29 protein-coding genes are annotated in these 26,855 nt (G+C 70.8%); 13 read left to right on the plus strand and 16 right to left on the minus strand.

The window, feature by feature from the left end; all coding sequences use genetic code 11:
* Window positions 1–361 precede the first annotated feature (361 nt).
* Window positions 362–739, plus strand: a complete 378-nt coding sequence (locus ACLJWH_RS05525; RefSeq protein WP_411140438.1) for a hypothetical protein — start codon at window positions 362–364, stop codon at window positions 737–739.
* 344 nt (window positions 740–1,083) lie between these two features.
* On the opposite strand, the gene ACLJWH_RS05530 is transcribed toward ACLJWH_RS05525, so the two are convergent.
* The 5 genes from ACLJWH_RS05530 to ACLJWH_RS05550 all read right to left on the minus strand — a co-directional run bounded on the left by ACLJWH_RS05530 (window position 1,084) and on the right by ACLJWH_RS05550 (window position 4,812).
* The gene (locus ACLJWH_RS05530; RefSeq protein ID WP_411140439.1) at window positions 1,084–1,593 is read right to left on the minus strand and encodes a pyridoxamine 5'-phosphate oxidase family protein; all 510 of its coding nucleotides are present in this window, start codon (window positions 1,591–1,593) and stop codon (window positions 1,084–1,086) included.
* A 3-nt stretch (window positions 1,594–1,596) separates the two neighbouring features.
* Window positions 1,597–1,959 carry a hypothetical protein gene (locus ACLJWH_RS05535; protein WP_411140440.1) on the minus strand — a complete coding sequence of 121 codons (363 nt, stop codon included), beginning with the start codon at window positions 1,957–1,959 and terminating at the stop codon, window positions 1,597–1,599.
* Between the two features lie 14 nt (window positions 1,960–1,973).
* On the minus strand, window positions 1,974–3,149 hold the full coding sequence (locus ACLJWH_RS05540; protein ID WP_411140441.1) for a peptidogalycan biosysnthesis protein: 1,176 nt from the start codon (window positions 3,147–3,149) through the stop codon (window positions 1,974–1,976).
* Between the two features lie 9 nt (window positions 3,150–3,158).
* Window positions 3,159–3,890: a class I SAM-dependent methyltransferase gene (locus ACLJWH_RS05545; RefSeq protein ID WP_411140442.1), complete on the minus strand. Its 732-nt coding sequence runs from the start codon at window positions 3,888–3,890 to the stop codon at window positions 3,159–3,161.
* A gap of 400 nt (window positions 3,891–4,290) precedes the next feature.
* On the minus strand, window positions 4,291–4,812 hold the full coding sequence (locus tag ACLJWH_RS05550) for a MarR family winged helix-turn-helix transcriptional regulator (protein WP_411140443.1): 522 nt from the start codon (window positions 4,810–4,812) through the stop codon (window positions 4,291–4,293).
* Between the two features lie 182 nt (window positions 4,813–4,994).
* On the opposite strand from ACLJWH_RS05550, the gene ACLJWH_RS05555 reads away from it, so the two are divergent.
* From ACLJWH_RS05555 to ACLJWH_RS05585, 7 genes are all read left to right on the plus strand, one after another.
* Window positions 4,995–6,698, plus strand: a complete 1,704-nt coding sequence (locus ACLJWH_RS05555) for a chloride channel protein (RefSeq protein ID WP_411140874.1) — start codon at window positions 4,995–4,997, stop codon at window positions 6,696–6,698.
* Between the two features lie 63 nt (window positions 6,699–6,761).
* Window positions 6,762–7,271: a hypothetical protein gene (locus ACLJWH_RS05560; RefSeq protein WP_411140444.1), complete on the plus strand. Its 510-nt coding sequence runs from the start codon at window positions 6,762–6,764 to the stop codon at window positions 7,269–7,271.
* 218 nt (window positions 7,272–7,489) lie between these two features.
* A complete protein-coding gene (locus ACLJWH_RS05565) occupies window positions 7,490–8,029 on the plus strand; it encodes a nucleoside hydrolase (protein WP_411140445.1) in 540 nt (179 codons plus the stop codon).
* Between the two features lie 528 nt (window positions 8,030–8,557).
* Complete coding sequence (locus ACLJWH_RS05570) at window positions 8,558–9,094, plus strand: hypothetical protein (protein ID WP_411140446.1); 537 nt, start codon at window positions 8,558–8,560, stop codon at window positions 9,092–9,094.
* Between the two features lie 2 nt (window positions 9,095–9,096).
* Window positions 9,097–9,477 carry a tail fiber domain-containing protein gene (locus tag ACLJWH_RS05575; RefSeq protein WP_411140447.1) on the plus strand — a complete coding sequence of 127 codons (381 nt, stop codon included), beginning with the start codon at window positions 9,097–9,099 and terminating at the stop codon, window positions 9,475–9,477.
* A gap of 156 nt (window positions 9,478–9,633) precedes the next feature.
* Complete coding sequence (locus ACLJWH_RS05580) at window positions 9,634–10,362, plus strand: 2OG-Fe(II) oxygenase (RefSeq protein WP_411140448.1); 729 nt, start codon at window positions 9,634–9,636, stop codon at window positions 10,360–10,362.
* A 240-nt stretch (window positions 10,363–10,602) separates the two neighbouring features.
* On the plus strand, window positions 10,603–11,625 hold the full coding sequence (locus tag ACLJWH_RS05585; RefSeq protein WP_411140449.1) for a LysR substrate-binding domain-containing protein: 1,023 nt from the start codon (window positions 10,603–10,605) through the stop codon (window positions 11,623–11,625).
* A 52-nt stretch (window positions 11,626–11,677) separates the two neighbouring features.
* Here the strand turns inward: ACLJWH_RS05585 and ACLJWH_RS05590 are convergent, their stop codons facing one another.
* Genes ACLJWH_RS05590 through ACLJWH_RS05625 form a run of 8 tightly spaced genes read right to left on the minus strand, consistent with a single transcriptional unit; the run spans window position 11,678 to window position 18,744 of the window.
* A complete protein-coding gene (locus tag ACLJWH_RS05590) occupies window positions 11,678–12,670 on the minus strand; it encodes an amidohydrolase family protein (RefSeq protein ID WP_411140450.1) in 993 nt (330 codons plus the stop codon).
* 11 nt (window positions 12,671–12,681) lie between these two features.
* Window positions 12,682–13,203: a 3-hydroxyanthranilate 3,4-dioxygenase gene (locus ACLJWH_RS05595; protein ID WP_411140451.1), complete on the minus strand. Its 522-nt coding sequence runs from the start codon at window positions 13,201–13,203 to the stop codon at window positions 12,682–12,684.
* Window positions 13,200–13,691: a RidA family protein gene (locus ACLJWH_RS05600; RefSeq protein ID WP_411140452.1), complete on the minus strand. Its 492-nt coding sequence runs from the start codon at window positions 13,689–13,691 to the stop codon at window positions 13,200–13,202. Before ACLJWH_RS05600 ends, ACLJWH_RS05595 begins: the two co-directional genes overlap by 4 nt.
* Window positions 13,688–14,455 carry a 2-keto-4-pentenoate hydratase gene (locus tag ACLJWH_RS05605; protein WP_411140453.1) on the minus strand — a complete coding sequence of 256 codons (768 nt, stop codon included), beginning with the start codon at window positions 14,453–14,455 and terminating at the stop codon, window positions 13,688–13,690. Before ACLJWH_RS05605 ends, ACLJWH_RS05600 begins: the two co-directional genes overlap by 4 nt.
* Complete coding sequence (dmpG, locus tag ACLJWH_RS05610; RefSeq protein WP_367437672.1) at window positions 14,452–15,483, minus strand: 4-hydroxy-2-oxovalerate aldolase; 1,032 nt, start codon at window positions 15,481–15,483, stop codon at window positions 14,452–14,454. Before dmpG ends, ACLJWH_RS05605 begins: the two co-directional genes overlap by 4 nt.
* Window positions 15,480–16,436, minus strand: coding sequence for an acetaldehyde dehydrogenase (acetylating) (locus ACLJWH_RS05615; RefSeq protein ID WP_411140454.1), 957 nt, complete (start codon window positions 16,434–16,436; stop codon window positions 15,480–15,482). Before ACLJWH_RS05615 ends, dmpG begins: the two co-directional genes overlap by 4 nt.
* Window positions 16,433–17,272 (minus strand): 2-keto-4-pentenoate hydratase, encoded by an 840-nt coding sequence (locus tag ACLJWH_RS05620; protein ID WP_411140455.1) that lies wholly within the window; start codon window positions 17,270–17,272, stop codon window positions 16,433–16,435. Before ACLJWH_RS05620 ends, ACLJWH_RS05615 begins: the two co-directional genes overlap by 4 nt.
* Window positions 17,269–18,744, minus strand: a complete 1,476-nt coding sequence (locus ACLJWH_RS05625) for a 2-hydroxymuconic semialdehyde dehydrogenase (RefSeq protein WP_411140456.1) — start codon at window positions 18,742–18,744, stop codon at window positions 17,269–17,271. The genes ACLJWH_RS05620 and ACLJWH_RS05625 overlap by 4 nt, the downstream gene beginning before the upstream one ends.
* Before the next feature lie 296 nt (window positions 18,745–19,040).
* On the opposite strand from ACLJWH_RS05625, the gene ACLJWH_RS05630 reads away from it, so the two are divergent.
* From ACLJWH_RS05630 to ACLJWH_RS05645, 4 genes are all read left to right on the plus strand, one after another.
* Complete coding sequence (locus ACLJWH_RS05630) at window positions 19,041–20,384, plus strand: MFS transporter (protein WP_411140457.1); 1,344 nt, start codon at window positions 19,041–19,043, stop codon at window positions 20,382–20,384.
* A 308-nt stretch (window positions 20,385–20,692) separates the two neighbouring features.
* Window positions 20,693–21,955 carry a carboxylesterase family protein gene (locus ACLJWH_RS05635; RefSeq protein ID WP_411140458.1) on the plus strand — a complete coding sequence of 421 codons (1,263 nt, stop codon included), beginning with the start codon at window positions 20,693–20,695 and terminating at the stop codon, window positions 21,953–21,955.
* A gap of 305 nt (window positions 21,956–22,260) precedes the next feature.
* Window positions 22,261–22,812 (plus strand): DoxX family protein, encoded by a 552-nt coding sequence (locus tag ACLJWH_RS05640; protein WP_411140459.1) that lies wholly within the window; start codon window positions 22,261–22,263, stop codon window positions 22,810–22,812.
* Between the two features lie 118 nt (window positions 22,813–22,930).
* Complete coding sequence (locus tag ACLJWH_RS05645; protein WP_411140460.1) at window positions 22,931–23,437, plus strand: VOC family protein; 507 nt, start codon at window positions 22,931–22,933, stop codon at window positions 23,435–23,437.
* Between the two features lie 79 nt (window positions 23,438–23,516).
* On the opposite strand, the gene ACLJWH_RS05650 is transcribed toward ACLJWH_RS05645, so the two are convergent.
* Window positions 23,517–24,365 (minus strand): alpha/beta fold hydrolase, encoded by an 849-nt coding sequence (locus ACLJWH_RS05650; RefSeq protein ID WP_411140461.1) that lies wholly within the window; start codon window positions 24,363–24,365, stop codon window positions 23,517–23,519.
* Between the two features lie 59 nt (window positions 24,366–24,424).
* Complete coding sequence (locus ACLJWH_RS05655) at window positions 24,425–25,111, minus strand: MarR family winged helix-turn-helix transcriptional regulator (RefSeq protein ID WP_411140462.1); 687 nt, start codon at window positions 25,109–25,111, stop codon at window positions 24,425–24,427.
* A 173-nt stretch (window positions 25,112–25,284) separates the two neighbouring features.
* Between ACLJWH_RS05655 and ACLJWH_RS05660 the strand changes: the two genes are divergently transcribed.
* Window positions 25,285–25,713, plus strand: coding sequence for a hypothetical protein (locus tag ACLJWH_RS05660; RefSeq protein WP_411140463.1), 429 nt, complete (start codon window positions 25,285–25,287; stop codon window positions 25,711–25,713).
* On the opposite strand, the gene ACLJWH_RS05665 is transcribed toward ACLJWH_RS05660, so the two are convergent.
* Window positions 25,679–26,836 (minus strand): methyltransferase, encoded by a 1,158-nt coding sequence (locus ACLJWH_RS05665; protein ID WP_411140464.1) that lies wholly within the window; start codon window positions 26,834–26,836, stop codon window positions 25,679–25,681. The genes ACLJWH_RS05660 and ACLJWH_RS05665 overlap by 35 nt on opposite strands.
* Between the last annotated feature and the right edge of the window lie 19 nt (window positions 26,837–26,855).

Below are 26,855 nucleotides of genomic sequence, written 5' to 3' on the forward strand. Positions count from 1 at the left end.
GACCACGGCCTGCCACGGAGCGGTCAGCTCGACGACCAGATCCGCCAGATGCCGCCGCGAGATACCGGTCAGCATCCGATGGCTGAGGACCGCACGGTTCACCTTGATCGCCACACCGTCAGATCATGCCGTCCACAACACTGCTGGTCACATCGACACTGCAATCACGCACCAGGTCGTTAGGGCGAGCATCCTCGTCCTTGGCGGCATCCTCTGTGCGGTCCGTAGCCATGCTCTGCCTCCTTGGGCTGACTGGAGCCGGCTCGGTAGTCACTTCTGCTGACGGTGTATCAGGGAGTGTGCGGCCGAAGGGCTGTTCATCGGCTTCTGAGGTTCCCGAGCCGGTGACCGGTGGCAGCACATGAAACCGCCCTGGCGCGTGCGCTGGTGGCTCGTACCGGGGCCGGCGGGGCTGCGCTTTGCGGACGAGCCGCTGCAACTGGCGTCGTTCGGGCTGTGGAGTGAGCGACCGGTTCTCCCGCGGAACGAGGACACACTCGCCCAGAGCGCGGCGCAGGCTCTCGGTGTTGCCGCAACTCTCTTCTTGCTTGAGTGGTTCCGGGTCGCTCATCTGCCGGCGGCAGCCACCGCGCTCTTGATCACCTCGGGGATCTCGCGCTCTGGTCCGCCGTTGTACGGCATGGTGACCGGTCCGGCGCTGACCGTCGTCCTCTCAGCGCTGTTCGCCCAGTTGCCGGTGCCGGTGCCGGGTGTCCGGCGCCCGTCGGTGACGGGGTAGGGCAGACCCCCGCTCCGCTCCCTGCGCCCGTCAGCTTCCCCGCAGGTGGGCGGTACCGGCTCAGAGCACGTTCACGCGTCTCTCGTACGTCGCAGGAGAGCGGTTCTTGCGGCCTTGATGAAAATTCCGAAGCCGCAGGTCAGCGGCTTGCCTCAGAGGGCCGGGGGACGCCTCTCCCACTTTTGTGGGAGCGCGTGGAGCATTTTCGCAGGCCAACAGGGTTGCTATGTGTGGCTCATCGATGGCCGCCGCCGGTGGGGCGGGTTCTGCGTCCTTGGGCGTCGGCAGGGTACCGGCATACGGAAGCGCAGTCCGGCGGATGAGATTCGCCGCGAGCGAGCTGGTCACCTGCCGGTGAGGGCCTGGAGCGGTACGGCGACGCGTTGGTCGTGCTTGTCGACGAGCCAGCGGTCGATGTCCAGAAGCCACCACTGTGTCACCTCTAGCGTGTAGAAGCGTCGTGGTCCCTCGTCGCGGAACTCGGGTGGGGGAAGCAGCCACTGGCGGCGGTCGTTCTCGTCGGGGAAGTTGAGTGTGTAGTAGAGCTGGTGGTGTTCGGTCAGTGTGTTGGTCTCTATGGGGCGGCAGAGGCCGGTGAACTGTGCGCCGTCCAGTCCGAATCCGGGAAGGCCCGTCAGGAACATCGAGCCCGCTACCCGGGGGTGGTGCTCGATGTTCAGTGAGTGGCGGGCGGTGCGCAGGGAGTAGTAGAGGAGCCGCAGGGGGGCGTGGAGGGCGACGAAGTTGACTGTGGAGGCCCAGGGTGAAGTGCCGTCACAGGTGGCCAGGGTCATGAAGCGCGCGGTGGACAGCAGATGATGGCTGCGTTCGGCCAGCCGTTCCAGGTCGTCCATGGCTCATTCCCGTGGCCCGGCCGCGCGGTCGAAACCGAGGGGGACCGGGGGGTCGCTGAGCAGTGTGGCGTCGAGCAGTTGCCACCAGTGTCCCTGCTCGGTGCGGCGGTGTTCCCATGCCGGGTCGCGGCTGCGTTCGGAGAGCTGCCGGCGGTAGCGGCCCCAGGCGGCTTCGTCGGCGAAGGTGACGGTGTGCTCCAGGGTATGGACGTCCGCGCCGACCGTGCGTACGGCCCAGCGCGTGGCGAGCACGGTGTCAAGGCCCTCGTAGAACCATTGTTCACGTTCCTCCGCCCAGGCCCAGAACCCCGCGGGATCGCTTTCCGCGGCAGCGGTCAGGCGGATGCGGTAGACGAGGTGCAGCATGGCGGGTTCTCCTTTCAGGAGACGGCGTCCCAGATGTCCCACTCGGAGCCGGTGGCCCATGGCCGTGTGGGGTACCGGCCGCGCCATCGCCGGGCCGTTCGGGCGTTCACGGCAGCGGCGTGCTCGGGGGTGCACACCGCGGTGTCGAGCGGGAGCAGGACCGCGGCGAGAGGAGCGAGCGCGGCTCCCCGGCGCACCTTGATGTCCGGGGCCGAGACGGCCATGCGGTAGCGGCGGAAGCCGCAGGTCGCGGCGTAGTCGAGGGGAGCGCAGTAGGTGAGGACGAAGTATTCGCAGGCCGGCCTGGCCCGCTGGTAGTCGAATCCGTAGTACCGGGCGTAGAGCCGGTCGTAGTGGGTGTAGCAGATGGTGACGGCCACGGGTCGGCCGTTGCGGACGCCGAAACAGGCAACGGCCCGCCGCAGTGCTCCCGAGGCGAGCTGTGCGGCGAAGGACCGTTCCATCCGGCCGACGTCCGTGGTGCCGCCGTAGCGGGCCCGGTTCTGGGTGACCAGATGGGCCGCATGCCGGGTGTTCTGCCTGTCGAGCGGGAGCCATGCGATCTCGGTGCCACTGCGTGCGCAGGCCCGCAGTTCGGCACGGCGGCGCGTACGAGCGCGCTGACTCGAACGGGCCTGGTACTCCGCGAATCCGCCTACGGGGACGTCCATGTTGGCGTCCGCGTCGTGGAGCAGCACGCGCGCCCTGGGGTGCAGGAGCGCGAGCTCGCGGGCGTCGTCCGCCGACAGGTAGGGCATGACCACCCCGGCCGCGGCATGGGAGTCGGCGAGCCTGAGCGCACCCCTCAGCAGCGCGTCGAGCGTCGCCCTGCGGAGCTCCCCTCGTACGCAGAGGAGTTCGTTGAAAACTGAGCGCCTGGCTCCCAGCCACAGGTAATCCGCCGACCGGTCGACGGCCACGTCCGGAAACATCTGCGGCAGGCAGAACAGGCCGGGGGCGTCGCCCTCGCCCGGCCAGGTGGGCAGCGCGCCGAGCAATGTCCCGTCCCGGAAAGCCGTCACGATGTCTGCGGAGCCGAACGCGAGCTCCAGGCCGCGCAGCCATCTGTGGCTGTTGTAGAAGTTGTCCGGTCCGACGAGCGTGTCCCACTGTCCTGGTCCGATACGGCCGAGGGAGGGGATGACACGGAGCTCCGTGTCCCTCGCATCTGTCTCTGCTCTTGCGCACACAGTGGACCTTCACGTCCTGCGGCAGGTGACGATCGCGGCGTGCGGGCAGGTCAGGTACGGCTGCCAGAAGTCCTCCCCGTACCGCGTCATCCCTTCCTCGGACACACCGAACGGGGGCCAGGCGATCGCCTCGAACCCGGTCTCACGCAGCGCCTTTTCCACAGTGGGCCGGCTCCAGTAGCGGGCGGTGATCTGCTGGTCGTACCGGCCGAAGTGCAGGTGCAGCGTCACGCGTGAGCCGTCGCCTCTCGGCTCGGCGTCGAAGAGCCGCAGTCCGTAACGTTCGTAGTAGTCGTGCCGGCCGTCGAAATCCGGATTGACCGGCAGCGTGACGAACCGCCCTCCGGGCCGCAGCGCGCGAGCGGCTACGGAGCACAGCCCGACGAGGGCGGGGTAGTCCTCCGCGTACGGCAGGACGTACACGCCCAGGGCGACGCCGAAGGTGCCGGCCTCGGAGACGGGCGGGCTCGTCACATACTCGATGCCCAGCGGCTGTTCGGCTTCCGCCTCCCGGGCAACGGCCAGCATGCCCTCGGAAATGTCGTAACCGACCACGCGTGCGGCGCCCCGCCGCTTCATCTCCCGGCTGTACACGCCGGTGCCGCAGCCGATGTCAAGGACCTGCTCGCCCGAGAGATCGCCCAGAGCGCGCCACACACTGAACGTCTCCACGTGCGCTCGCCACGGCAGGCGGAACATCTCCTCGTACATGTCGCCGAAGTCGTTGAACCGACTGACCATCTCTCGCCCCTCCCGCTGCGAGTGCCCCGGCCGTCCCCGCTCCTTCGCTGTGCCTGGCCGCCACGCGCCTGCGGCTTCGCCGACCCTCAGGAGAGCGCCTCGTGGCGCAACGACGAGAGCGCTCCTCCTCACAGGAACGCAGGCACACCTTCAACGTAACCGTGGATGCGGAGCCGGGCCAACGGAAGCCCGGGGCCGCGGCAACTCGCCTTCGGCACTGAGGCACCCTCCGGGAGCAGTGCTGTGATCACGCTGAATGCTTCAGGCTCCCATGGCGAGTCGCCCTGGGACGGACCGGCCGGAGGGCAGCGGCGGACCGGAGGGAGCCCAGGATCTCGCTACGTGTGGATGGCGTCTCGCGCAGGGTATCCATCCACGTTTTCCGCAAGGCCCGTGCTCGTCAGCCGGGGGCGCGCTCTGTCCAGCCCAGCGGATAGGCATCCGGGCCGGTGGTGGGGGCGGCGGGTTCGCCGGCGGCGGCGGCGAAGGCGGTGAGGGCCTCGACCAGGGCCTTGCCCTGGGCCGGGTCCATGCGGCTGACGATGGTGGCGATCTCCTCCCCGCGGCGGGTGGTGACCTCGTCGACGATCCGGCGCCCGTCCTCGGTCAGTTCGACCAGGGATTCCCGCCGGTTGGCGGGGTTGGCGCGTCGTTCGGTCAGGCCGGCGGTGGTGAGCCGGTCGATCATGCGCATGGCGGTGGAGGGGTTGACGCCGAGGAGTTCGGCGACCGTGGAGAGGTTGGCGTCGCCGTGCATGGACAGCGCGACCAGCAGGCGGAACTGCGGCAGCGTGACCGTGTCCTCGGTGGCGGCCAGCGACCGTGCGGAGACGCCGACCAGGACCCGTGAGGCGGTCAGCACCGCCCGGGTGACCGCGTCCACTTCCGCCATGTCCCTTGCCTTTCCCGCGCGTTCGATCATGTTCCTTTCTACCCCGCCCGCGCGCACCCTTGACAGCGTTTGCGTAATGCAAAAAGAGCGAGGAGAGGAAAAGTGTGACTGGTTTACCTGCGATACCGGCTGCCGACGCCTCCTTGGGGACACCGGCCGTCGAGCCCCGGCCCGCTTCCCCGGCGGCGCGGCTGCGCGGGGCGCCGTGGGGCGTGCCGGCGCTCGCGGTCGTGGTGGGAGCCGGCGCCGGTCTGGGTTCGATCGCGTTCCGTTGGCTGATCGCGACGTTCACCCATCTCTTTTCCGGCCACCCCGACTACGCGGCTGCCGGCCACGCCGCCCACCCGGAATTCCCTTGGCTGGGGCCGTACTTCGTCCTGATCGCCCCGGTGGCGGGCGGGCTGCTGTACGGGCCGCTGGTCGACCGGTTCGCCAAGGAGGCCCGTGGCCACGGGGTCCCGGAGGTGATGCTCGCGGTCGCGCAGCGCGGTGGGCGGATCAATCCGCAGGTCTCCGTCGTGAAGGCGCTCGCCTCGGCCTTGTGCATCGGATCCGGCGGCTCTGTCGGGCGGGAGGGGCCCATCGTCCAGATCGGCTCGGCCCTCGGTTCGACGCTGGGGCGGGTGGCGAAGGTACCTGCGGACCGGCTGCGGTTGTTGGTCGCCTGCGGCGCGGCCGGTGGTATTTCCGCCACCTTCAACGCCCCGCTGGCCGGCGTCTTCTTCGCGATGGAACTGATCCTGGGAGCCTTCAGCGCCGAGGCGTTCGGCGCCGCCGTGCTGGCCAGCGTCACCGCCGGCGTCATCGGACGTGCGGCCTTCGGCAACACCGCCTTCCTCACCTTGCCGCCGTTCCACGTCGAACACCTGGGCCAGTACGGGCTGTTCGCGGTGCTCGGTGTGGTGGCGGGCGTCGTGGGCGTGGGCTTCACCCGCATCCTGTACTGGGTCGAGGACGCCTGCGACTGGGCCTGGCGCGGCCCGGAGTGGCTGCGGCCGGCGGCCGGCGGTCTGCCGCTGGGCCTGATGCTGCTGGCGCTGCCCGAGATGTACGGTGTCGGCTACTCCGTGCTGGAGAAGGCCACCCAAGGCGGCTACGCCGTCGCCTTCCTGCTGCTCCTGCTGGCCGGCAAGGTCGTGGCCACCAGCCTCACCATCGGCATCGGCGGATCCGGCGGTGTCTTCGCCCCCAGCCTGTTCATCGGGGCCATGCTGGGCGCCGCGTACGGGGCCGTCGCCGGTCACCTCATGCCCGGCACCGCGGGGGACGCCGGCGCCTACGCCCTGGTCGGTATGGGTGCGGTCTTCGCCGGCGCTTCGCGGGCACCGATCACCGCCGTCGTCATCCTCTTCGAACTCACCGGCCAGTACACGATCATCCTGCCCCTGATGCTCGCCATCGTCCTGGCCACCGCCACCAGCCGCCTGCTGTCCCACGACACCATCTACACCCTCAAACTCCGGCGCCGCGGCATCGACCTCCACGCCCCCGCGCCCCAGGCCCCCCTCGGCACGCAAACCGTGGACACGGTGATGGAAGCCGCCCCGCCACTCCTCTCCGTCAACACCGAACTCGGCACGGCAGCAGACCTGTTGACCCGCTCGGACCACGGCGCGCTCCCCGTCGTCGACGACCACGGCCACTGTGTGGGCACGCTCACCGCCCGCGCCGTCGCCGAGGCCCTCGCCGCCAGTCCCGACGCCCGGCCGACTCGGGTGAGCGACCTCGCCCAGCCCGCCCCGGCCATCACCGCGGACATGCCGCTGGCCACCGCTCTGCACGCACTGGTGACCGCCACGGGCACCGGCCTGCCTGTCCTCGACCCGGGCACCGGACACCTCGTCGGCTGGCTCACCCACCAAAGCGCCCTCCGAGCCCTGCATAGCGCCCCCACGCCAACGGCCACCATGACCTGATCCCCCGGCCCTGCGGCCCCGTCCCCGCTGAACCTCTGCAACCGGAAGGGGAATCGCCCGTACATGCAGGCCGTCATCCATGGCGCAGGCATCGCCCTCGTCCAGCGCCTGGACGCCCTGGGCCGGTCCGTCGTCGTCCTGAAGAACGTGTCCGGCCCGCGCACACGGGGCTGCGTGACCGACTTCTACGGCCCCGGATACGACCGGACGGGCTTCTACGGCCTGCGCGACGGACGGGTCGCCGCCTTCGCGGTGCACCACACCCCGGGCCCCGCGCTCCCCACCGATCCACGCGCCACACTCCCGCACCACTACTCCGGCCTCGGCTGGATCACCACCCGGGCACGCGGCCGATGCCCACCCTCCGGCTACGTCGACTACGACCAGGTGGCCCGAGCCGACCTGCCCGCCTGGAGCCGCGGCCGCGTCACCCTCGTCGGCGACGCCTGCCAGGCGGTGTACCTCCCCGCCGACCAGATGCCTCCCAGGCCCTGGCCGGCCCGGCCGGACTTACAAAGCAGGTGTCGGCGGTCCAAATCCGTCGGTGCCCACCAGCGCTACCAGTGCGAATGACACCGAAGGCCCAGGTCAGGACGTATCTCTGGCCTGGGCCTTCGTCATGCGCTCGCGCCCTGCGTACCGTCTCGGACGGCCCCCAGCACGTACTCGGCTCACCGCATGGCCCGTCCCTGCAAGGGGAGGGGCGCTGTCCCCGCCGAGCGCCGGCGAAGATGCCCCCTGCGCTGGAGCTCGGCCGACTTGATCCGCCCCGGGCGATCTTCTGTCTCGCCGTGCAGCCCCACGTGGAGATCGTGGCGCTGGGCGCGCTCCACGGCAACGTACGGACGGCCCAGACCGGGGAGAACGTGCTGCGGATCCCCGTCGTAGTCGGCCGGAAGAATGTTCCGGTGGCAGTCGGGCACCCCACACCCCTTGACCGGCCCGCTGTCCTCGCGGAGGCCGGTGGCGTGGGCAACTGGTACGGCCGGCCCGTGAACGGCCGGGCGAACTCACCGTGCCGGCGCTCGCGCCGTCGACGGACATCGCACCGGCGCTGCTACGGCGTGGAGCCCACGCTCCCCGCGCTGCTGCGCGGCATCGTCTGCATGGGCGGCGCATCCAGGGTCCCGGCCAACATGAGTGCCTGGGCGGACGCCAACACCTGGCACGCCCCCGAGGCCGGCGAGGAAGTTCTCCGCACAGGCTTCGCCATGACGATGGTGCCGCTGGACGTCACTGAACTCCGGCGTGGGTGGACGGAGACCGGTTGGACGATATCGCCACCACGCGCCCCGGCTGCCCGGTACGCGTCGCAGGTCCTGGATACCTAAGGGCTGTCCCGTAATACCTGGTGGATCAGCGCGCGGCGTCAGATGCGGTGCATCGCAAGGCGGAGGAGCGTCCGCATACTGGGTGTATGTGGACGTGCCGACAACGCGGCGAGGTGCCGTAGCTGTCGTCGCGCGCCCGCCAGGTATGACGGGACAGCCCTTACGTCTGGAAGACCTGACCGGCAGGCGTGCCGGAAAGACCGACTGCCGATAGGGCGGCGTGGGAGTGCCCGTCCCCTGGTGAGCGGGTACTCCCACATGCCTTTGCGGCGGTGAGTCGGTTGCGGTGAGTGCTTCGGCGGTCGTTCATTGGCGCGTATGCGTCGATCGCGTTCGTCACCCTCCTACTGGCGGTTCATCAGATAGCGCGAACTTGCGTTTGTCGGCTGGTTGGGCCGGAGGGGCGTGGATACGGTCGCTTGCGCCGTCCGGAGGGGGCGGCGCTCGTCGCGTGCTGCACGCGCCCAGGCGTCCCGGCCGTCATGCGCTGGTACGGGATCACGCTCGGGCGGTTCCATGGGAGTGGACATGAGCTTTGTAGGGCGTAAGACCGTCGCGGTGATGGCCGCGGCTTTGGCGTCGCTGGGTGCGGGGAGCGGTGTCACCGCGTCGGCGGCCACCCCATCGGCGTCGTGCAGCGGGGCGGAATGCCCCAGCCTGAAGCCGGCCAGGCTCACGACCAGCCAGGCCACCCTGAACGTCACCCAGATGCAACTGGAGAACATCCAGGCGATGGCGTCCGACGCGGTGACCGGGGAGCCCATCCGCGGTGCGAAGATCGTGTTCGCCACCATCGGCGGCCGGACGCTGGGGGCGGCCTACACCGACTACGACGGCGTGGCCGCGATCACCGCTCCGGAGAACCTGGGTCCCGGAACCCTCCAGGAGCTGCTGGGCGGCTACGAAGCCGCGATGGTCGGAGACGGCATCCATGCCCCGGTCGGGGCCCACGGAGCGATCACGGTAGGCACCGACCAGGGCCCCGGTGTCCCGAACTCCCCGTGCGCCATTTGCAGTGACCGCGGGCTCAAGCAAGACGTGGTCCCGGTCGACTGGAGCCGGTGAGGATGCGGATCTTCCACCGGCGGTCCCGGGCGGCCGACCGCGGTGCCCCGGCCCGTCGTCCGGCCGGTGCGCGGGAGAGCGGCGCGGTGGCCCCGGTCGGTGCGGTCAACGGCTACGCGGTCCTGGAGACCGTGGCCGCGCTGCCCGTCAGTACCTGGCGCTATCTCTGGGAGCCCGAAGGCGTCCGTCACCTCGGGCCCATGGCCCAGGACTGGCATGCAGCCTTCGGCTTCAACGAGGACGACACCACCATCCCCGTCGTCGACGGCCTCGGCGTCGCCCTGGTGTGCGTCCAGGCACTGCACCGCCGCGTGGCAGAGCTCACGGCCGAAGTGGATCGTCTGCGGGAAGCCGCGAGCGTGAACTCGCCCGAGGCCGCGTGATGACGCAAGACGGCCCGCTGTGACGCTCCAGCGGTCGGAGGGCCGGAGGGCCGGTGGCCACGGGCGCGTCCCAGGCCGAGCGTGGCCACCGGCCGCGGCCCACTCGGGGGAGCCGGCCCGGCGGAACACTCACCGCAATCCAGAAGGCAGGACACCATGACAGAGCGGGACACCTCGGCGCGACACGACACCGCGGTGGGACCGTCCGAGGCGGTGGATCAGCGGTCGCCGGTGTGTACGGACGCGATCTGGCGGCTTCCGGTGACGGTCTGCCGCATCACCCAGTTCCTGGGTGAGGAGACGGCCGGTGCCTTGCTGGAGCGCGCCATCGCCTCCGCCGGCGACACGTCGAAGCCCTCCATGATCCGAGACCGGGAGGTGATCCCCGACGTTCGCCGGTCCCGGTCGTGCCAGGACTTTGCCGCGCCGGAGTTGATGGCGGCCATCGATGAGGTGCTGGGGGCGGTCGAGCACACTCTGGGAGTCTCCTGCCGGTACACCGAACCCCACTACAGCCTCAACCTGCACAATGACGGCGACTTCTACCGGCCGCACCAGGACACCAGCGCCGAGTTCGCCCCCCGGCGTCTGCTCACGTTCGTGTACTACCTGCATCGCACACCCCGGCCTTTCGACGGGGGCGGGCTGCGCGTGTTCGACGTCGCCATGCCGCTGCACACCGAGACAACCGGAAAGTGGGAGGAGCGCACCTGGCGGGAGTGGGAGCCCGAGCACGACAGCATCGTGTTCTTCCGACCCACCGCCTGGCATGAGGTACGGCCGGTCAGCTGCCCGAGCAAGCAGCACGCGGACAGCCGCTTCGCCGTCAACGGCTGGCTGTGCAGCCCTGACCCCGCGAACCGCGGGAATGACGCGAGCCTGTGAGACTCGTCGTCCCCGACGCCGGCTGACGGGCGGATGCATCCCCCCGTCAGCCGGGCTCGTTCGAAGCGGGGCACGTGAGCTCCGGGGAGTGTGTGAACGTCCCGCCGGGCGTGTTCGGTTGGGTGTCTCTCCGTCGCGCGTGGGCAATCCGCGATGCCGGATCCGTTCCGCGCGGTGGGCCGTTGCCGGGCGGTGGGCCCGCTTCGGGCCGTCGGGGCCGGGCGCCGATAGAGTCGCGGGGTGAAGATTCCCCGCCTTCTGGACGGCCGGCTGAAGTTCCGCCATCTGGTGCTCGTCGATGCGCTCTGCCGGCAGGGGAGTGTCGTCGGTGCCGCCGCGGAGCTGCATGTGACGCAGCCGGCGGCGACGCGCAGTCTGCACGAGCTGGAGGACATCCTCGGGGTTCCGCTGTTCGAACGCGGGCCCCGGGGGATCACCGCCACGGTTTTCGGGGAGGCGTTCACCGAGCACGCCCGTGCCGTGCTCGCCCAGCTGGCGCAGGCCGGCCGTCATGTGGTCGAGCTGGCCGACGCCGACCGCGGAACGGTGATCGTCGGCACGCACCTGGCCGGATCCAATGTGCTTCTCCCACGGGCCATCGCCGCGCTCAAGAAGGAGCGCCCGTATCTGACGGTGGTCGTCCGGGAGGCGTCGCCCGAGGCGCTGCTGCTGGAGCTGGAAGCGGGCCGGGTCGATTTCATCGTCGGCCGGCTGACCGTCCCCTCCGACGAGCGGATCGTGCGCCGCAAGCTCTACGACGAGTCGGTCGAACTGGTGGTACGGGCGTCGCACGCCCTCGCCGGGCGGCCGAATGTGGATCTCGCGGATCTGGCGGACTATCCGTGGATCCTGCCGGGGGCGGAGACCGCCCTGCGGCGGGAGATCGAGGAGTTCTTCGCCCGGCACGGGATCGCGCTGCCGATGAACCGCGTGGAGACCACGTCGTTCCTGACGGTGCGCCAACTGCTGCTGGAGACCGATGTCGTCGCGGCGCTGCCCAGCCTGATCACCCGGGACGACACCCGGATCGCTCGCCTGTCGGTCCCGTTGGAGCCGATCGGGCACAGCGTCGGGCTGACCCTGCCGGCCGCCCGTACGCTGAGCCCGTCCGCCGAGGCCCTGATCCGGAGCCTTGAGGAGGTCGCGGCCGGGATGGCACCCCAGGACACGACCGCGGACGTACCCGGAGAGGCCCCCGGAGGAGCGTCCGGGAACGCGGGCGGAGGTGCCTCCGGCGGCGATTCCGAAGGCACCTCCCGTTAGCCCGTTGGCCTGTTGGACCGGCCAAGGCACCTGCCGTCAGCCCGGCGTTCCGTCAGCTCCCGGCAAGGCCCAGGAAGCGTTCCGCGTTGCCGCGGGTGATCAGTCGGCGGCCGGTGTCGTCGAGGAACCGGCTCTTGCGGACGACGTCGCCGACCGGGCGTTCGCCCAGCGGATACGGGTAGTCGCTGCCCACCATCACGCGGTCCGCGCCGACCGTGTCGACCAGCAGCCGCAGGGCGCGGTCGTCGAAGACGACCGAGTCGACGTAGAAGCGGCCCAGGTAGTGCGAGGGCGGGAACTCCGAGGTGCCGATGACGTCGTGGCGGCCGTGCCACGCGTTCTCCATCCGGCCGAGCCAGAAGGCGAAGGATCCGCCGCCGTGGGCGAAGCAGATCTTCAGGCTGTCGTCGATCCGGTCGAAGACGCCGCCCAGGATCAGGGCGAGGATCGACAGATGGGTCTCCGCGGGCATCGCGGTGAGCCACTGCGCCATCCAGCGGTCGAGCCGCGGCGAGCTGGCCATGTCCCACGGGTGCACGAACACCGGCACGTCCAGCGACGCGCAGTGCTGGAGGAACGTCACCACGCCCTCGCTGTCGAGGTCGAGATCGCCGACGTGGTTGCCGATCTCGACGCCGCGGTGCCCGTTGGCGACGCACCGCTCCAGCTCACGGCAGGCCGCGTCGGGGTCCTGCAACGGCACCTGGCAGAACGGGATGAGCCGGTCCGGCGCGGGCGCGACGATCTCCAGGGCGAGGTCGTTGAAGATCCGCGAGACCTTCGCCGCCTGCTCGCCGCTGCGCCCGTAGGTGAAGAACGCCGGTGTCGGGGAGACGACCTGGGTCTGTACGCCGTCGGCGTCCATGTCCCGCAGCCGCGTCCCGGCGTCCCAGCAGTCGGCCCGGATCCGGCGGAACTCCTTCGAGCCCATCATGATCATCGCTTCGGACTCGGACTCGATCCGCAGCCACGGTGCGTCGGGCCCGGCCTCGGCCCGCAGATCGGGCCAGCCGCGCGGCACATAGTGGGTGTGGATGTCGATCATGCGGTCCACGGTCAGCCTTTCCCCGGATGCAGGGCGCCGCACTGGGGGCAGACACGCGCCTTCTCGTTCTCGTAGAACTCGGTGAAGACCGGCGGCAGGTCCTCGACGATGTCCCGGACCTGCAACTCGATCTCGTGGATCAGCGTGGCGCAGTCGAGGCAGTACCACTGGAACTTCTCCAGGGTGCCCTCCTCCCGGACCCGCTCGATGACCAGTCCGATCGACCCGGCGTCGGGCCGTTGCGGGGAATGCGGGAGGTCACCGGGCAGCAGCCACACCTGGCCCTCCTCGATGTGCACGGTCTGCGGCCCGTCCGCGGTCATGACGTTGACGTGCATATCGCCCTTGACCTGGTAGAACCACTCCTCGTACGGATCGAGGTGGTAGTCGGTGCGCTGGTTGGGCCCGCCGACCACCTGGACGATGAAGTCCTTGCCCAGGAACATGGTCCTGTTGTTCACCGGGGGCTTGAGCAGGTGCTCGTTCTCGGTGATCCATCCCTGGAAATCGATGACCTGGGGAATGCCGGTCATGAGAGCACCTCCGTGCCGTTCGACGTGCCTGGCTGGTTGTTCCGCGGCAGATGGGCGACGGCCTGGATCTCGATCAGCAGGTGCGGGTGCGGCAGTTGGTGCACCGCGACGGTCGTCCGCGTCGGCCCCCGCTCGTCGAAGTACTCACCGTAGACCTCGTTGTAGCCGCCGAAGTCGTTCATGGACACCAGATAGGTGGTGATCTGGGCGACGTCGGAGAGGTCCGCGCCCACCTCGGCGAGGATGCCCCGGATGTTCTCGATCACCGCGCGGGTCTGCGCCCGGATGTCCAGGCGGGTGGTGCCCAGCTCGTCGGCCTCGACGCCCACGAAGGTGTTGTCGGGCCGGCGCGAGCTGGTGCCGGAGACGAAGACCAGGTCGCCGACGACCTTCACATGCGGGAAGCGTCCGCGTGGCGTGGCCCGCCCCGCCAGTACCCGTGAACCGCTCGGTGTCCCCGCGCTGTCCGGTGTCCCTGAAGCGCTCATCGGAGTCCCTTCATCGTGACGGATCCGATGCCCGCCACCTCGCACGTGGTGACCCCCGCCGTCAGTGGCACCGCCGCCGTCGCCGCGCCCGCGAGCACCACCTGTCCGGCGCGCAGCGGGATGCGCCGGCGCCGGCACATGTCCAGCAGCGCGTGCAGCGCGTGGACGGGGTCGCCGAGGATGGCGGCGGTCGAGCCGACCGCCTCCGTCTCACCGGTACGCAGCCGCACCGCCCGGTTGGCCACGCTCTCGACGGGGCGCCAGGGGCCGATGACGAAGCCGGCGGCCGAGGTGTTGTCCGCGACGACGTCGGTGTAGGTGAACCGGAAGTCCCGGTACCGCGAGTCGATGATCTCGATCGCCGGTGCCAGCGCGTCCACGCAGGACTCGATGTCCGTCAGGGGGTCGTCCAGGTCCACGTCACGGCAGAGCCGGTAGGCGACCTCGGGCTCCGCCTTCGGGTGGATGAAACGGGACAGGTCGACGTCGTCGCCGTCCGCGATGCGCATCCCGTCGGTGAGCCGGCCGACGATCACGTCGGAGACGCCCATCTGTGCCATCTTGGCCTTGCTGGTGAAGCCCAGCTTGACCCCCACGATCCGCTCGCCGCGGGCCTCCCGGCGCGCCAGCAGCGCCGCCTGGATCGCGTACGCGTCGTCGATGCCGAACTCATGGGTGTCGGCGAGGCTCGGGGTGTCGGTCCGGGACGTCTGCGCCGTGTCCAGCCGCGCCGCCAGGACGTCGATGGTTTCTGCCGGGGTCACTTGCCGCTCCCGTCGGTCGGGGCCGCGCCGCGCGCGGCCAGGTCCAGTGCGATGTCCACGATCAGGTCCTCCTGGCCGCCGACCATCTGGCGCCGGCCGGCCTCCAGCAGGATCTGCCGGGTGTCGAGCCCGTAGCGTTCGGCGGCGCGTTCGGCGTGCAGCAGGAAGCTGGAGTAGACACCGGCGTAGCCGAGGGTGAGGGTCTCGCGGTCCACCTGCACCGGGCGGTTGCGCAGCGGGCGGACGATGTCGTCGGCGGCGTCCTGCAACGCGAACAGGTCGCAGCCGTGCTCCCAGCCCAGGAGGTCGGCGACCGCGATGAACGGCTCCGCCGGACAGTTCCCGGCCCCGGCGCCCTGGCCCGCCAGCGCCACATCGACGCGGTACGCGCCGTGCTCCACGGCGGTCACGCTGTTGGCAACGGACAGGGAGAGGTTCTCGTGGGCGTGGATGCCGATCTCGGTGTCGTCGTCCAGCACCTGGCGGTAGGCGTCGACCCGCTCGGCGACGTCCCGCATCGTCAGGCGCCCGCCCGAGTCCGTGACGTACACGCAGTGGGCGCCGTAGGACTCCATCAGCGCCGCCTGCCGGGCGAGGTCACCGGGGGAGTTCAGATGGCTCATCATCAGGAAACCCGACACATCCATCCCGTTCTCACGGGCCCAGGCGATGTGCTGCGCGCTGACGTCGGCCTCCGTGCAGTGGGTGGCGACGCGTACGCTCCGTACGCCGAGGGCGTGCGCCCGGCGCAGATGCTCGATGGTGCCGATACCGGGCAGCAGGAGGGTGGTCAGCTTCGCGTTCCGTACGCAGTCGGCGGCGGCCTCGATCCACTCCTCGTCGCTGTGCGCGCCGAAACCGTAGTTCGCGCTCGATCCGCCGAGGCCGTCACCGTGCGCGACCTCGATGGCCGCGACTCCGGCCCGGTCCAGCGCGGACACGATCCGGCGCACCTGGTCGACGGTGTACATGTGCCCCATCGCATGCATGCCGTCGCGCAGGGTCACATCCTGCACATAGATCTTCATGCGTTCACCCATCCTCGGAGTGTGGCGATCTTCTCGGCGGTCCGGACCGCGGCGGAGGTCATGATGTCGAGGTTGCCGGCGTAGTCGGGCAGGTAGTGGCCCGCGCCGAGCACCTCCAGGAACACCGAGACCTTGACCCCGGTGAAGCGCCGTCCCAGGGCGGGGACGACGGTGTCCTCGACGGGGTCGAACTGCACGTCCTGCTTGAGCGAGTAACCGGGGACGTATTCCTGGACGGCCGCGGCCATCTGCCGTACGGAGGCCGCGATCCGCTCCCGGTCTTCGGGCGTCAGGGCGCCCTCCACGAGGCACAGCACCGTGTCGCGCATGGCGATCGGGGGCTCGGCGGGGTTGAGCACGATGATGGCCTTGCCCACCGAGGCGCCGCCGACCACGCGGATCGCCTCGCTGGTGGTCTCGGTGAACTCGTCGATGTTGGCCCGGGTGCCCGGCCCGGCCGACTTCGAGGAGATGGAGGCGACGATCTCGCCGTACGCCACCGGGGCGATCCGGGAGATCGCGGCGACGACGGGGATGGTGGCCTGGCCGCCGCACGTCACCATGTTGACGTCAGGGGCGGCCAGGTGCTCGTCCAGGTTGACCGACGGCACCACGAACGGCCCCAGGGCCGCGGGGGTCAGATCGACCATCAGCTTCCCGTGCTCCCGCGCGATCTCGGCGTTGCGCACATGGGCCTTGGCGGAGGTCGCGTCGAAGATCACCTTGATATCGGCGAACCCGGGCAGGCCGACGAGTCCGTCGATGCCGCGGTGGGTGGTGGCGATCTTCAGCCGGGCGGCGCGGGCGAGCCCGTCGGAGTCCGGGTCGATCCCGGCCATCGCGCCCATGCGCAGCGTCTTCGACAGCCGCATCACCTTGATCATCAGGTCGGTTCCGATGTTGCCGGAGCCGATGACGGCGACCGGGATGGTGCCGGATGCTGTGGAGCTCACTTGGTTTCCTCCTCGATGACTGCCTCGACCTCGCCCAGTCCGTCCAGTGCCAGCCGGAACCGCCCCGGTCCGGTGACCGGCACCATCGGCCCGAGCGCCCCGGACATGACCACGTCGCCGGCCCGCAACGGCCGCTCCCGCCGGACCAGTTCGCGTGCCAGCCAGGCCACGGCGACGACCGGCGACCCGAGACAGGCGTGGCCGGCGCCGAACGAGACCGGCTCGCCGTCCCGTTGGAGCGTCATACCGACCCGGGAGAGGTCGCGCCCGGTCAGCGGGTACGGAGTGGTGCCGAGGACGACCGCGCCGCTGGAGGCGTTGTCCGCGACGGTGTCGGTGATGGCCAGGTCCCAGTCCGCGATCCGGGAGTCGACGATCTCGATGGCGGGCAGCACGAACTCGGTGGCCCGCAGCACGTCCGCGACGTTCGCGCCGGGCCGGTCGAGGTCGCGGCCGAGCACGAAGGCGATCTCGCCCTCGGCGCGCGGCTGAAGGAACCGGCGCAGCGGCACCGGCTCGGTGTGGGCGAACGTCAGGTCGTCGAAGAGCACCCCGAAGTCCGGCTGGAAGACGCCGAACTGCTGCTGCACGGCGGGGGCGGTGAGCCCGATCTTGGCGCCCACCACCCGCGCTCCGGTGGCGGTCCTGGCCTCGGCGATCAGCCGCTGCACCTCATAGGCGGCGTCGATATCGGTGCCGCCCAGGAACTCCCGGACCGGTGCACACGGTGCCCCGGTGGCGGCGGCGGTGGTCAGCCGCGCCACGGCGGCGTCGATCCGCGCGGCGTGGGTGCCGGGGCGGCCGGTCGCGTCTGTCACATCAGGTGCATCGGTCACAGCTGTACGCACACATTCGTCGGCTCTGTGTAGAAGTGCAGCGAGGACGCGCCGCCCTCGCGGCCGATGCCGGAGAGCCCGACCCCGCCGAAGGGGGAGCGCAGATCACGCAGGAACCAGGTGTTGACCCAGGCCATGCCCACGTTCATCGCCTGCGCCACGCGGTGTCCGCGGCGCAGGTCGTTGGTCCATACCGAGGCCGCGAGGCCGTAGTCGGTGTCGTTGGCGAGGGCGATCGCCTCCGCCTCGGTGTCGAAGGGGATGAGCGCGGCCACCGGGCCGAAGATCTCCTCGCGGACGGCACGGTCGGCGTTGGTCAGCCCGGTCCACAGCGTCGGCTCGATCCACGAACCGCCGGCCAGTTCGGGCCCCAGCTGGGGTACGCCGCCGCCGGTGAGCACCTTCGCGCCGGCCTGTTCGGCCAGCTCGAAGTAGCCGAGCACCTTGTCCCGGTGCTGCTGCGAGATCAGCGGGCCGGTCGTCGTCCGCTCGTCCGTCGGGCGGTCCAGCCGGAGGCGCCGGGCGCGCTCCGCGAGGCCGTCGGCGATGTCGGCGAACACCGACCGCTGGACGTAGACCCGCTCGGTGCACAGGCACACCTGACCGGTGTTGGTGAAGACCGACTTGGTCAGCCCGGTGAGCGCCTCGTCGAGATCGACGTCGTCGAAGACGATGGCGGCGTTCTTCCCGCCGAGCTCGAACGACACCGGACGGACCCGGGGCGCGACGGTCTTCATGACGTGCGAGCCGGTCGCCGACGACCCGGTGAAGGTCACGCCGTCGATCCCCGGATGGGAGGTGAGGTACTCGCCCGCTGAGTCGCCCCCGAATCCGTGCACGACGTTGTACGCACCGGCGGGCAGCCCGACCTCGGCCAGCACCTCGGCCAGCAGGGTGGCAGTGGCGGGCGTCTCCTCGCTGGGCTTGACGACGATCGCGTTGCCGCAGGCCAGCGCCGGGGCGACCTTCCAGGTCAGCAGCAGGAGCGGCAGGTTCCACGGCACGATGACCGCGACCACGCCCAGCGGTTTGCGCACCGCGTAGTTGAGGGCCTGCCGGCCGCCCGCGAGGTCGGTGAGGAACGATTCCTGCCCCGCGGCGGCGACCACGTCGGCGAAGCTGCGGAAGTTCGCGACGGCGCGGGCGACGTCGAGTTCCCGCGCCTGGGTGACCGGCTTGCCGGTATCGGCGATCTCCGCGGCGACGAACTCCTCGAAGCGTTCCTCGATGCGGTCCGCGGCGCGGCGCAGCAGCGCGGCGCGCTCGCGCACCGGCGTCCTGGCCCACCCCTCGTCCAGGGCCCGCCGGGCCCCGGCCACGGCGCGGTCCACGAGGGAACTGTCCGCCTCGTGCACCCGGGCGAACACCAGCCCGGTGGCCGGATCGACCTTGTCGAAGCCACGGTCCTCATCGGGTTCTACGAACACTCCGTCAACGAAGTTGCGGATCCACCGCCCAGTTTCTGCCGTCATGGCTCCCACTGTGATCCGCGCCGCCATGCCGGACAAATGCACTTCCTGTGTGCAGCCATATCCGTATGGGCATACCTGCTCTCGGGAACGGTCACCGGGTCCGCCTGCAATTCCGCTATACCCGGATCGCTATATCGGGGCCCGGATTCGGCATTGGTGTGTGATGTCTCACGGGGTCAGGATCCACCGTTAACGACATATGAACGCCCGGTTCCGTCCGAGGACGTATGAATACCGGCCGTCGTCGCGGCGCTGTGGAGCGAATGCCCGCAGGCACCCAAGTGATAGGTCACCCCGTGAAAAATTCACCTCACGAAGAAACTCCGGGCGGTGCCGGATCCACGCCCGGCAGAACCGCCGTCGCGACGCTCGCCGGTACCACGCTTGAGTGGTACGACTTCTTTCTCTACGGCACGGCCGCCGCGCTGATCTTCAACAAGCAGTTCTTTCCCTCGCTGAGCCCCGCGGCCGGCACCCTGGCGGCATTCAGCACATTCGCCGTCGGCTTCATCGCCCGCCCGCTCGGCGGCCTGGTCTTCGGCCACTTCGGTGACCGCATCGGGCGAAAGGCGACCCTGGTGGTCTCCCTCGTGCTGATGGGCATCGGGTCCACCCTCATCGGCGCCATTCCGAACTACGACTCGATCGGATTCTGGGCGCCGGTACTGCTGGTCACCCTGCGGATCATCCAGGGCATCGGTCTCGGCGGCGAGGGTGCCGGGGCGACGCTGCTGTCGATGGAGCACGCGCCGGCGGGCAAACGGAATCTGTACGCGGGATTCCCGCAGATGGGCACGCCCGCCGGGCTGGTCCTGGCCAACGTCATCTTCCTGGTCACCAACGCGCTCCTGGGCGACGGCGCGTTCACCTCGTGGGGCTGGCGCATTCCGTTCCTGCTGAGTTTCGTCCTCGTCGCGGTGGGTCTGCTGATCCGGCTCCGCGTCACCGAATCCCCGTCCTTCAGCCGCGTACTCGCCCAGGAGAACGTGGTCAGATTCCCGCTGCTGGAATCCCTCAAGGTCGGCTTCCCCCGGCTGGCGCTCACCCTGCTCGCCGTGGTCGCGAACTCCGCCGTCGCCTATGTGTTCATGGTGTTCGCCCTGTCCTACGGCACCCAACAGCTCGGCTACGACAAGCAGTTCCTCATCCTGAGTGTGACCGCGGCCGCCGTGCTGTGGTTCGCGACCATACCGCTGTGGACGAAATTCGCCGACCGGCACGGCAGGCGCACGATGTTCATCGCCGGGTCCGCCGCGATTCTGGTGTGGTGCGTGGCCTTCTTCCCGCTGCTCAACACCGGCAATTCCGCCCTCGCGGTGCTGGCCCTGCTCGGTATGGGCCTCATCATTCCGGTGACGCACTGCGTACAGGGCGGCATCATCGCCGACACGTTCCCCGCCCATGTCCGGTATTCGGGATCCTCGGTGATTCTCCAGAGCGGCGCCATTCTCGGTGGCGGGCTGGCTCCCATGATCTCCACCGCGCTGCTGAATTCCGGCGGTTCGTCGACCGGCGTGACCTGGTACCTCGTGGTGATCTGCGCCATCAGCCTCGTCGGCGCCGTCGCGCTGTTCCGCCTGGTACCCGAAGGTGCGGACGAAACGGCCGCGGTCCGGGCGGAATCCCTCTCCGGGGTCTGAGCCGCGGGGGTGCCGGGGCGGCCGGCCCGTACGCCCGGTCCGCGCGTCCGAGTGGCGTGCCGGATCCGTATGCCGGATCCGCGCACCGGAGCCGCCCGCCTGACCCTCTGATGCATACGTCTGATCTGCGCGTTTGAACATACGTCGGCCCGCGTCGTCGCCCCGGGGACCGGGCCGTAGATTCACTGGGGTGCCGGCGTGTACCCGCGGCACCCGCGTGCCGCATCCGGCGTGCCGTGCCTCGCCGGTCCCGCCGACCGCGGGTCCCCGCACGCGGGAGTGGGGCCTGCCGACCTTGGAGGTAACGCATGACCGTCACCGACGCAGCGGTGGTCCGGACCGGGCCGATCCGCTATGCCACCGCGGAGCGCTTCGCCCGGCCCCGCCCGGTGGCCGCCGACGACTCGCGCCCGTCGAGCGGCGAGATCTGTCCGCAACCGCCCTCCAGGCTCGAAGCGGTGATGGGCCCCGCCCGCGACAAGCACCCCCAGGGCGAGGACTGTCTGAATCTGTCGATCACCACACCGGCCCGCGACGGCGGGGCCCGGCCGGTGCTCGTCTGGTTCCACGGCGGTGGGTTCAGCAGCGGCGCCGGCCTCCTGGACTGGTACGACGGAAGCGCGCTCAGCGCACAGGGCGATGTGGTGGTCGTCAGCGTCAACTACCGTCTGGGCGCGCTCGGATACCTGTATCTCGAAGGGGTCAGTGAGGGAAACCTCGGCCTGTACGACCAGCTCGAAGCGCTCCGCTGGGTGCGGGCGCACATAGCCGCGTACGGGGGCGATCCCGGCAACGTCACGGTCTTCGGGCAGTCCGCGGGAGGCGTGTCCATCCGGCTGCTGATGGAACTGCCCGAGGCCCGGGGGCTGTTCCACCGCGCCATCCTCCAGAGCGCTCCGCTCGCGCTCGCACTGCGGCCCCGCGCCGACGCCGCCGCCCTCGGCCAGATCTTCGCCGACCGGCTCGCCGCCGGTGCGGGCACCGGGGAGGGGCGCGCGGCCGAACCGCGTACCGCCGGTCTCGCCACGATCCTGGCGGCCCAGGCGGAGACCGCGGTGGCCAACCGGGAACGGTCCTCCGACGCGGTGGAACCGCCGTTCGCCCCTGTCGAGGGCGTCGGCCCCGCCGGCTCGCCGGGGGCGGCCTTCGACGAGAACGTGCGCGGCCTGGACGTGCTGTACGGCTGGAACGCCGACGACATGACCGCGTTCGTCGGCACCGACACGGACACGGCCGAGCTGACCCGGCACGTGTACGCCGTACCGCTCGCCGAATTCGGGGAACGGCTCGTGCGGGCCGGTGCCCGGGTGCACACGTACCGCCTCGACTGGCGGCCGGCCGGTTCGCCCTTCGGCGCCACCCACTGTGTCGAGCTGCCGCTCCTCCTGGGTTCCCGGGCGGCCTGGCGGGAATCCCCGATGCTCGGGGACACGCCCTGGGACGAGGCCGAGGCGCTGGGCAGCGCGCTGCGCGCCACCTGGATCACCTTCGCCCGTACCGGCGCCCCCGGCGCCCCCGGTGCCCCCGGGACCACGGCCTTGCCCTTGACCTGCGGCGAGGTGTCCGTTTGATCTGTGGCCGGGGGTCGGACCGACGGCGTGACGGAGCGCGCCACGGCAAGGGACCGCCGGCCGGTGCCGTCCGGGGCGGATCGCCGACCGGATCGCCGACCGGCCGGCGCCGATTTGGCCTGATGCGGCCGTTCCCGCCCTGACGTGGGCTGATGCGGGGCGAACCGGAGGGAACTCCTCGGGTTCGCCCCGCGCGTGGTTGTTCAGGGTTGAAGCACTGTGTATCGTCGTAAGCCGTGGCTTGAACTTTCAAGTAATTCACCCGGCCTGCCGGCCCAGACCCGAGACGGGAAAGAGCGCTTCTTATGACGTCCCCCCTCAGCACTCTCCAGCCCACCCGCACCGGTGCGCCGACGCACCACACCGCATCGCCGCACGGCTACGACACCGGGCTGTTCCTGTTGCGGCTCGTGCTCGGCCTGACCATGGCGGTGCACGGCGCCCAGAAACTGTTCGGCTGGTTCGGCGGCGGTGGCCTGGACGGAACCGCGCAGTTCTTCACGATGAGCGGCTATCCGTCGGGCAAGACGATGGCCGTCATCGCCGGTCTGAGCGAGACCCTCGGCGGGCTCGGCCTCGCGATCGGGCTGCTCACGCCGCTCGCCGGTGCTGCGGTCGTCGGCACGATGATCAACGCCCTCGTCGTGAAGTGGGGCGGTGGCTTCTTCGCCCCCGAGGGCGTGGAGTACGAGCTGCTGCTGACCGCCGGTGCGGCCGCGCTGGCGCTGACCGGCCCCGGCCGCTACGCCGTCGACCGCTTCGTGCCCGCCCTGCGCGCGCACCGGCTCGTCTACGGCGTGGCCGCGCTGGTGCTGGCCGTGGTGATCGCCGGGGGCGTGCTGCTGATCCGCAACTAGTGCACCTCGGCACCAGCGGGCGTGCCACCGGTCCGCGCGCGGCGGCCGGGCCGGTACCGGAGGAACGGAAGCGAGGTGGCGCCCTCCGGGGCGCCACCGCAGGAGATCGGAGAGCCCCATGTCCGTACGACGTCTCAACCACGCGGTGCTCTACATCCGCGAGGTGGCACGGTCCGTCGCCTTCTACACCGAGACCCTCGGGCTCTCGGTGGACGTCGAGATCCCCGGACGGGCCGCCTTCCTCAGCGCTCCCGGCTCGCTCAACGATCACGATCTGGGTCTGTTCGCGGTGGGCGCGCAGGCGCCCGGCCCCGCACCGGGCCGGGTGGGGCTCTACCACCTGGCCTGGGAGGTCGGCACCCTCGCCGAACTCACCGCGACCGAGGTGCGGCTCACCGCGCACGGCGCCCTGGTCGGCGCCTCCGACCACGGCGTCTCCAAGTCCCTCTACGCCAAGGACCCGGACGGCAACGAGTTCGAGGTGATGTGGCGGGTGCCCCGGGAGGACTGGCCGGCCGCGGACGCGGACCAGCCGGCCCGGCCGCGCCCGCTCGACCTGGCGGCGGCGCTGGACCGCTGGGGTCCGCACCGGGCGACGGGCGCGGCGGCGGGATCGGCCACCTGAACGGCCGCCCAACCGAGGGCGTGGCTACCCGGGCGGATGGTGACCCGGGCGCTCGTGAGGCGGCGGGGCGGCGGCCCCGTCAGTAGGGCAACGAGCTCAGGAATGCGTGCAGTTCCTGGTCGAAGAACGCGGTGTTCTCCAGATTCACCATATGGGCCGTGCCCGGTATGCGGACCCGTCGCGCGCCGGGGACGGCGAGGGTGATGGCGTGGGCGTTGGCGGAGATGTCCGTGCTGTCGAGGTCGCCGTCGAACACGACCGTCGGCACCCGGATCTCGCCGAGGCGGTCGAACGCCCCCATCTCAAGAGGAATTCCGGCGCCCAGGCCGTCGGCGTGCACCTCGACATTGGCCTCGGCCGAGGCGCGCAGGCGCTCGCGCATACCGGGGTGCACGGCGGACGGTTCGCGGTGCGGTCCGTCGACCCACATCCGCAGGAAGTGCTCGATGTACCGCTCCGCGCCGTCCGGTTCGCCGATCGCCGCCACCTGTTCCTTGATGTGTTCCAGGACGAAGGGGTCGGTGAAGGCGCGCCCACTGATCCCGGGGGAGGCCAGTGCGAGCGCCATCACCCGGTCCGGGTGGGCCAGGGCGGTGTCGAGGGCGACCCGGGCGCCGTGCGAGAGCCCGACGAGGACGGCGCTCGGGACGTCGAGTGCGTCGAGCAGGGCGCACAGGTCGTCGTGGTTGGCGTAGTCCCCGGACACGGTGGAGGAGAGGCCGTGGCCGCGGGCGTCGTAGCGGATCGCGCGGAGGCCGGAGTTCACGAGCCAGGAGAACTGCTCGTCCCACATGTGCTGGTCGAGCATGCCGCCGTGCAGCAGCACCACCGCGGGCCCCGCGCCGGCCACCTCGTAGAACAGCTCCCCGTCGTCGATCGGCACGAGGCCGTTGTCGATTTCGGTCCAGTCGCTGATTCCGTTGGTCATTCTCCGTGCCGTCCTTCGTGTGGCGGGTGCGGTGGGGGCAGGGTGGGGCGGGGGTCCGGCTACTGCCGGGGGGTACGGCGGCCGACGGGCCGCCCGGGGACTTCGGTCTCCCCGGGTCTTTCGGTTCTCTCCATGTCACCGGGGCCGGCGGGGCCTCGGCGACTGCTGCCGGGGCGGTCGTGACCCTCTGGTCCTTCCGGCCCGGTCGGCTGCTCTGACCCGGCCGGCCCGCCGGGTTCATCCGGTGGAACGCGCGAGTCGTCCGCGAGGTGCCGGAATTCCTCGCCGAGTCGGTCGAGTACGCGCAGTGCGGTGGTGACGTCGTCGGCGGACAGATCGGCCAGCCCGCGCCGCAGCTCCGCCGCCTCGAACTCCTGGATGCCGCGCATCACCTCGGCGCCCTCGATGGTGAGCTCGATCAGGGACGAACGGCGGTGCGCCGGATTCGGGGCCGTCACCACCAGCCCGAGCTGCGCCGCATGGTTCACCCAGCGCTGCACCGGCTGCCGGTCGAGACCCAGGGCGCGGGCCAACTGCGGCACCGTGCGCGGGCCCTCCTTACGCAACGCGTCCAGCAGGGCGTGTTCGCCGGCGGTCATGCCCGTGCCGACGAGCTCGCGTTCCACCGCGCGCACGATCGTGCGGTGCAGCGGCCACAGGCGTCGGATGACGCCGTACAGGAGGTCTTCGGTGGGGGCCGGGCCGCTGCCGCGATCCGCGCCACCATCCCCCTCAACGACACTCATGATGTCATGATGACATCGACAGTGTCGTTTGGGAAGGGGGCTGGTGTGGAAAGGAGTTGAGTGGCTCCACCGCGATCCCACGTGGCGGGCGGCGAGCCGAGGCGGCATGCGGCGGTGCGGTGTACCGCGAGGCGTGGCAGAGGGGGAAGGCGGGAGGAAGGACGGAATGGCGGATGAACGTCGGTCTCTTGCGTGCGGTCGGGGCGGCGACAGCGGTCTACGGAGTGGCGGTGGCCGCCCTGCCCGGCCTGCTGGCCCGTCCTTCCGGCCTGGTGAACGACGAGCGGCGGACCGAGCGGGCGACCCGGACCGCGCTGCGTCCGCTCGCCTGGCGCGACGCGGCGAGCGGACTCGCGATGGTCCTGGCCCCCGAAGGACCGGCCCTGCGCACCGCCGCGTATCTGCGTATCGCGGCGGACTTCGGCGACGCGGTGCTGCTCGGTGTGACGCTGCCGCACCGCGACCGGCGGGTGAAGGCCGTGGCGGTGTCCGTCGGATGGGGCGCGCTCTCCGTCGCGGGCCTGTTGGCCGGCGGCCCGTCGGCGGAGCGGTCCGGCGGAGAGCCGTTCAGCCGGCCGGGCCCAGCCGCCAGAGAGACGTGACCTCGGCCGCGCGGGCCGCGTGGAGCGGGTCGGAGATGTCGTGGGCGCGTGGATGGCGGGGAGCGATATCGAGCCGGTCGAGGACGGTGAGGCCGGCCGAGGCGAAGGTGCCGAGGAGTTCGGCGCGGGGCCGGAGCCCGAGGTGTTCGGCCAGGTCGGAGAGGATCAGCCAGCCTTCGCCGCCCGGTGACAGATGGTCTGCCAGTCCGTTCAGGAAGCCGCGCAGCATCCGGCTGCCCGGGTCGTACACCGCGTGCTCCACCGGGGAGGTGGGCTTGGCCGGTACCCAGGGCGGATTGCAGACGACCAGGGGCGCGCGGCCGGCCGGGAACAAGTCGGCCTCGACCACCTCCACCTGCCCGGCGACGCCCAGCCGTTCGGTGTTCTCGCGGGCGCACGCCAGGGCGCGCGGGTCCTGGTCGGTGGCGACGATCCGCCGCACGCCGCGCCGCGCCAGTACGGAGGCCAGTACACCGGTACCGGTGCCGATGTCGAACGCCAGGTCCTGCGACGGCAGCGGGGCCCGCGCCACCAGGTCCACGTATTCGCCGCGGGCCGGTGAGAAGACGCCGTAGTGCGGATGGATGCGGTCGCCGCCGAGCGCCGGGACCTCGACACCCTTCTTGCGCCATTCGTACGCGCCGATGAGGCCCAGCAGTTCGCGCAGCGAGACCACGGAAGCGGTGGCCGCGACGGGTGAACCCGCGCCCGGCTCCGGCGGGCCGTACGCCTGGGCGCAGGCCGCCCGGACGTCGGGGGCGCGGTGCAGCGGGACGGCGTGGGCCGTGTCGAGCGGGATGAGCAGCATGCCCAGGATGCGTGCGCGCTGGTTCTGCGCGGCGCGGTGCTGGTGGAACGCCAGGGCCGGGTCGGCGGGCGGCGCCTTGCGCGGGCGGCGGTCGATGCGGCGGGCCAGCGCCGTCATCAGCTGCCGCGCGTTGTGGAAATCGCCGCGCCACAGCAGTGCGGTGCCCTCACAGGCGAGCTTGTACGCGGCATCGGCCTTCATCCGGTCGTCCGCGATGACGATCCGGCGGGGCGGCGGCGCGCCGCTCTCGGAACGCCAACGGGCGGAGCGGACCTCGTCGGCCTCGGTCCATTCGACGACCGGCGGAGAATTCACCGAAATGTGCCTCGCGTTA

This window comes from Streptomyces sp. x-80, from assembly GCF_046549095.1.
Taxonomy (GTDB): domain Bacteria; phylum Actinomycetota; class Actinomycetes; order Streptomycetales; family Streptomycetaceae; genus Streptomyces; species Streptomyces celluloflavus.